Raw genomic sequence first — 4,860 nt, 5'->3', positions numbered from 1 at the left:
GAGTCGTCGATTCCCGACGGACCGAACAGGCCACCCGAGCCGCCGGCGCCCTACTGGCGACACTCGAACCGGCGTGAATTCAAACTGCTCATTCGGTGAGCACTTTGAGTCGGAGGATAGGTGGCATGGACATCGAATTCATCACCTGCCCCGACGCCGAAGCCTGGGACACGTGGCTGGCGGCGAACCACGCCGACGCCCGCGAGGTGTGGGTGCTGATCGCAAAGAAGAAGGCCCCCGAGAAATCGGTGACGATCAGCGAAACCCTGGACGGCGCACTCTGCTACGGCTGGATCAACAGCCATCGCCGTGGCCTCGACGCCCACCACTACCTGCAGCGATACTCGCCGCGTCGAGCGCGGAGCCCCTGGTCGCAGGTCAACGTCGCCAAGGCCGAAGCCCTCATCGCCGCGGGGCGGATGCGCCCGGCCGGGTTCGCGGCCATCGAATCGGCGTGCGCCGACGGCCGCATCGCCCAAGCGATCACCGCGCTCGAAAAATGATCACCAGGCCACCGGCGTTCTCACGCTCCGGCGACCTGGTGATCAGTGGTTCGGATCAGGCGATACGCAGGGCCACATCGCTGAGGACGGGGGCATCGTCTCGTTCGACCACGGTGACGACCGCGATCAACTGGTCGCCCTCGCGCCACACCTTGGTGCGCAAGGTCTCGCCCGGGTAGAGCACGCCGGCGAACTTGGCCCGGAACCCGCCGACCCGGCCCGCGTCACTGTCGAGCAGGGCATCGGTGATGGCCTTGCATACCGTGCCGTAGGTGCACAGCCCGTGCAGGATCGGGGCGGGAAAACCTGCGCCACGGGCGAATTCGGGGTCCGAGTGCAGCGGGTTGCGATCGCCGGAGAGGCGGTACAGCAGGGCCTGCTGCGGCAACGTGGGGGTGAGCAGCTCCGCGTCGGGGGCGCGCTCGGGCAGTTCGACGCGGGCACTCGGACCACGCTCGCCGCCGAAGCCGCCTTCACCCCTGGCGAAAATGGAGGAGCGCGCGGTCCACAGCGGTTCACCGTCGGATCCGGTGATGGTGTGCTCCTGCACGATCACCGCGTTCGCGCCTTTGTCCCAGATCTCGACGATCCGACCTGCCCAGAGCGCTTTACCCGCAGCCGGAATCGGCTTGTGCGCCACTACTTCCTGGTGCCCGTGCACCACCTTGGCCAGGTCGATCTCGATGCCGGGGAAGCTCACTCGCGGCGGCTCGGTTTCGCCGAGGGTCGGCGCCACCGTCGCGAACGTCGGCAGCACCTGGGGTGCGCGATCGTCGAGGTAGGCCAGCTCGGCCGGGTCGGTCGGGCGGGCGCCCGCGCCCAGACCCAGGTGGTAGAGCTGCACGTCGGTGGGTGTCCAACTGAACTCGCGCGCGGGCAGAGTCGCGCCGAGCGCGGTCGCCAGATCAATGGGCATGGGTTACTCCTGCATGTCTGCTGAACAGTACGAATGGCTCGTTCATCCGTCGACCTCGTCCGCCGACCCGGTCGTCGAGACGTCGATGACCGCCAGGTAGCCGATCGTGATCGTCGGGCTGACCCTCATGCTGTCGCCTTCGTCGAGTCGGTCGCCTTCTTGGCCACGATGTCGAGGACCGCCAGGTAGGCGAAGGTGATCGCGGGGCCGATGGTGGCGCCGGGGCCCGCGTAGGTGTGGCCCATCACCGGCGAGCTGGTGTTGCCCGCGGCGTAGAGGCCGTCGATGACAGAATCGTCCTCGCGCAGCACACGTGCGGCCGTATCGGTGACGAGGCCGCCCTTGGTGCCGAGGTCGCCGGGCACCATCTTCGCCGCGTAGAACGGGCCCTGCGACAGTTCGGCCAGGCACGGATTCGGCTTCACGGTCGGGTCGCCGTAGTAGCGGTCGTAGTGGCTGTTGCCGCGACCGAAGTCCTCGTCCTTGCCCGCCGCGGCGAAGCCGTTGAAACGCTCGATCGTCGAGGTCAGGTTGTCGACGGGCACGCCGATGCGCTCGGCGAGCTCCCCGATCGTGTCGGCCTTGACGATGTAGTCGTTCTCCATCCAGCGCGACGGAAAACGCTGTCCCGGTTGCAGGCCCGCGAAGATGTAGCGGTTGCGGTAGCGCTGGTCGAACACCAGCCAGGACGGCACATTCTCGCCGGGACCCGCACCCTGCCCGTACTCACCGCCGTACATGGTGTGCACCGCCTCGACGTAGGGGGCGGACTCGTTGCCGAACCGCTCGCCCCGGTCGTTGACCATGATGGTGCCGGGCAGGTTGCGCTCGGCCAGCGCGAACCAGGGCTTGCCGCCCTTGAAGATCGTCGGACCCCACCAGGCGTCCTCCATGAATCCGACCGTCGCACCCGCTGCCATACCCGCGACGATGCCATCGCCGGTGTTGGCCGCGGCACCGGTTGTCCACTCAGTGGTTATCGGCTGACGCTGGTACTTGGCCCGCATGTCGGCATTGTGCTCGAACCCGCCCGCGCCGAGGACCACGCCGTAGCGCGCGGTGAAGGTGACCGGTTCGCCGTCGACGGTGGCCTTGACCCCGGTGACCTTGCCGTCGGTGACCACCAGGTCGGTGAGTGGGGTGTTGAGCAGCACCGGCACGCCCGCGTCGAGCAGGCCCTTGCGCATGGCGGCGATGATGGCCTGCCCCATGCCGAGCAGATGCTTGCCGGTCCACTTGGCCAGGTAGGTGCGCGCGCCGACGCGCAGCGCCCGCATCGCGCCCTTGGGATGACGGCGGATCAGGTTGAGCCGTACGAAGTCGGCCTGCATGACGACCACGTTCAGCGGCGCCTTGGCGTAGGGCGGTTCCAGATTGGCCAGTTCCGCGCCGAGCACCTTGCCGTTGAACGGCGTGGGCTCGCACGAACGTCCCTGGCCGAGCCCGCCCGGGGCCTCGGGGTAGTAGTCGGAGTAGCCGGGAACCCACTTCATCTTCAGCGGGGTGTGGTCGAGGACGAAGTCGAACGCCTCGGCGCCACGATCGAGGTAGGTATCGATCTTCTCGGCGGGCACCACGTCGCCGATGATGCTGTGCAGGTAGGTGCGCGCGTCCTCGCGGTCGTCGGGGCGGCCCGCGGCGAGCAACGCCTTGTTGCCCGGAATCCAGACGCCACCGCCGGATCGGGCCGTCGACCCACCGTAGTGCGCGGCCTTCTCCAGCAGCACAACGCTCAGTCCCTTGTGCGCCGCCGCGAGGGCGGCGGTCATCCCGGCGGCGCCGCTACCGACGACCACGACATCGTATTCCCGATCACTCATGTAGAACACGTTATAGAAGGGTCCGGTCGTTGGACAGATAAAAGTAGAACTCAGTAGAACATGTTGCAGAAATCACCAGATGTAGCGTTGTATTGTCAGGTGAACGGCTGATGCTGAACTGGAAAACCGGTTACAGTTTTGGCATCTAGATCCTTCCGACCGTGCTGCCAAGGAGGTCCGCGTGCTGCCTGACGCGGTACGAACTCAACTCGCCGACGAACTCGCCCGCGCCGAAGACGACCGGGTCGCCGTGTCGCCGCTCGTCGACCGGTTCCCCGATATCGATGTGGTCGACGCCTACGAGATCCAGCTGCTCAACATCCAGCGCAGGCTCCGGTCCGGCGCGAAGGTCGTCGGGCACAAGGTGGGGCTGTCGTCGAAGGCGATGCAGGAGATGATGGGCGTCGACGAGCCCGACTACGGACACCTGCTCGCCGACATGGAGGTCTACGAAGACGTCCCCGTCGACACCTCGAAGTTCCTGCTGCCGCGCGTGGAGGTCGAGGTCGGATTCGTGCTCGGCGCCGATCTGCCCGGCGAGGACTGCACCGAGGCCGACGTGCTGGCCGCGACCGTCGCGTACGCGCCCTCGATCGAACTCATCGACTCGCGCATCAACGACTGGAAGATCGGCCTGACCGACACCATCGCCGACAACGCCTCCTCGGCCGGGTGGGTGCTCGGCAAGGAGCGCGTCGCACCCGGCGACATCGACATCAAGGCCATCGACGCCGTGCTCACCCGCAACGGCGAGGTCATCGCCGAGGGCCGCAGCGACGCGGTGCTGGGCGATCCGGTGATCGCCGTCGCGTGGCTGGCGCGCAAGGTCGCGACCTTCGGGGTGCGGCTGAAGAAGGGCGACATCGTGCTACCCGGTTCCTGCACCCGCGCCATCGACGCCCGCCCCGGCGACGACTTCCTCGCCGAGTTCACCGGACTCGGTTCCGTCCGTTTGCGTTTCAGCTGAGACTTCCTAGGAGTACACCGTGACCAGCAAAGTCACCGCCGCGATCGTGGGGTCCGGCAACATCAGCACCGATCTGCTCTACAAGCTGCTGCGCTCGGACAAGATCGAGCCGCGCTGGATGATCGGCATCGACCCGGATTCGGAGGGGCTGAAGCGGGCACGCGGGCTGGGTCTGGAAACCTCCGCCGAGGGCGCGGACTGGCTGCTCGCCCTCGACGAGAAGCCGGATCTGCTGTTCGAGGCCACCTCCGCCTACGTGCACCGCGCGTACGCGCCGAAATACGAGGCCGCGGGTATCCGCGCCGTCGACCTCACCCCGGCCGCCGTCGGCCCGGCCGTGATCCCCCCGGTGAACCTGGATTCGCTGCGGGACGCGGCGAACGTCAACATGATCACCTGCGGTGGCCAGGCCACGATTCCGATGGTCAACGCGGTCTCGCGGGTTGTCCCGGTGTCCTACGCCGAGATCGTGGCCTCGGTGTCCTCGGTGTCGGCCGGTCCGGGTACCCGCGCGAACATCGACGAGTTCACCAAGACCACCTCCAAGGGTGTGGAGACCATCGGTGGCGCCGAACGCGGTAAGGCCATCATCATCCTGAACCCGGCCGAGCCGCCGATGATCATGCGCGACACCATCTTCTGCGCCATCCCCGA

General features: G+C 67.2%; 5 protein-coding genes. 3 read left to right on the top strand and 2 right to left on the bottom strand.

Going from position 1 to position 4,860, the window contains the following annotated elements:
- The first annotated feature begins 125 nt into the window (after window positions 1–125).
- Window positions 126–503, top strand: a complete 378-nt coding sequence (locus ACFWF3_RS24440; RefSeq protein WP_379315470.1) for a YdeI family protein — start codon at window positions 126–128, stop codon at window positions 501–503.
- A gap of 55 nt (window positions 504–558) precedes the next feature.
- Here ACFWF3_RS24440 and ACFWF3_RS24435 read toward each other — a convergent pair whose 3' ends face one another.
- Together ACFWF3_RS24435 and kstD are read right to left on the bottom strand one after the other, a co-directional pair.
- Window positions 559–1,419, bottom strand: coding sequence for a MaoC/PaaZ C-terminal domain-containing protein (locus tag ACFWF3_RS24435; protein ID WP_379315468.1), 861 nt, complete (start codon window positions 1,417–1,419; stop codon window positions 559–561).
- A gap of 125 nt (window positions 1,420–1,544) precedes the next feature.
- Window positions 1,545–3,248 (bottom strand): 3-oxosteroid 1-dehydrogenase, encoded by a 1,704-nt coding sequence (gene kstD, locus ACFWF3_RS24430; protein ID WP_379315466.1) that lies wholly within the window; start codon window positions 3,246–3,248, stop codon window positions 1,545–1,547.
- A 172-nt stretch (window positions 3,249–3,420) separates the two neighbouring features.
- Between kstD and ACFWF3_RS24425 the strand changes: the two genes are divergently transcribed.
- Entirely contained in the window at window positions 3,421–4,206 is a 786-nt protein-coding gene (locus ACFWF3_RS24425; RefSeq protein WP_379315464.1) for a 2-keto-4-pentenoate hydratase, read from the top strand.
- 19 nt (window positions 4,207–4,225) lie between these two features.
- The coding region (locus tag ACFWF3_RS24420; RefSeq protein ID WP_379315462.1) for an acetaldehyde dehydrogenase (acetylating) at window positions 4,226–4,860 on the top strand (635 nt) is incomplete at its 3' end.

It is taken from the genome of Nocardia sp. NPDC060220 (genome assembly GCF_042727815.1).
Taxonomy (GTDB): domain Bacteria; phylum Actinomycetota; class Actinomycetes; order Mycobacteriales; family Mycobacteriaceae; genus Nocardia.
The sequence above is the reverse complement of the archived record's forward strand: the minus strand, read 5'-3'. Positions and strand labels throughout refer to the sequence as shown.

Bases quoted from the DNA above. Each gene is read 5' to 3' on its own strand.
- ACFWF3_RS24440 (WP_379315470.1), top strand. From the start codon at position 126: ATGGACATCGAATTCATCACCTGCCCCGACGCCGAAGCCTGGGACACG.
- ACFWF3_RS24435 (WP_379315468.1), bottom strand. From the start codon at position 1,419: ATGCCCATTGATCTGGCGACCGCGCTCGGCGCGACTCTGCCCGCGCGC.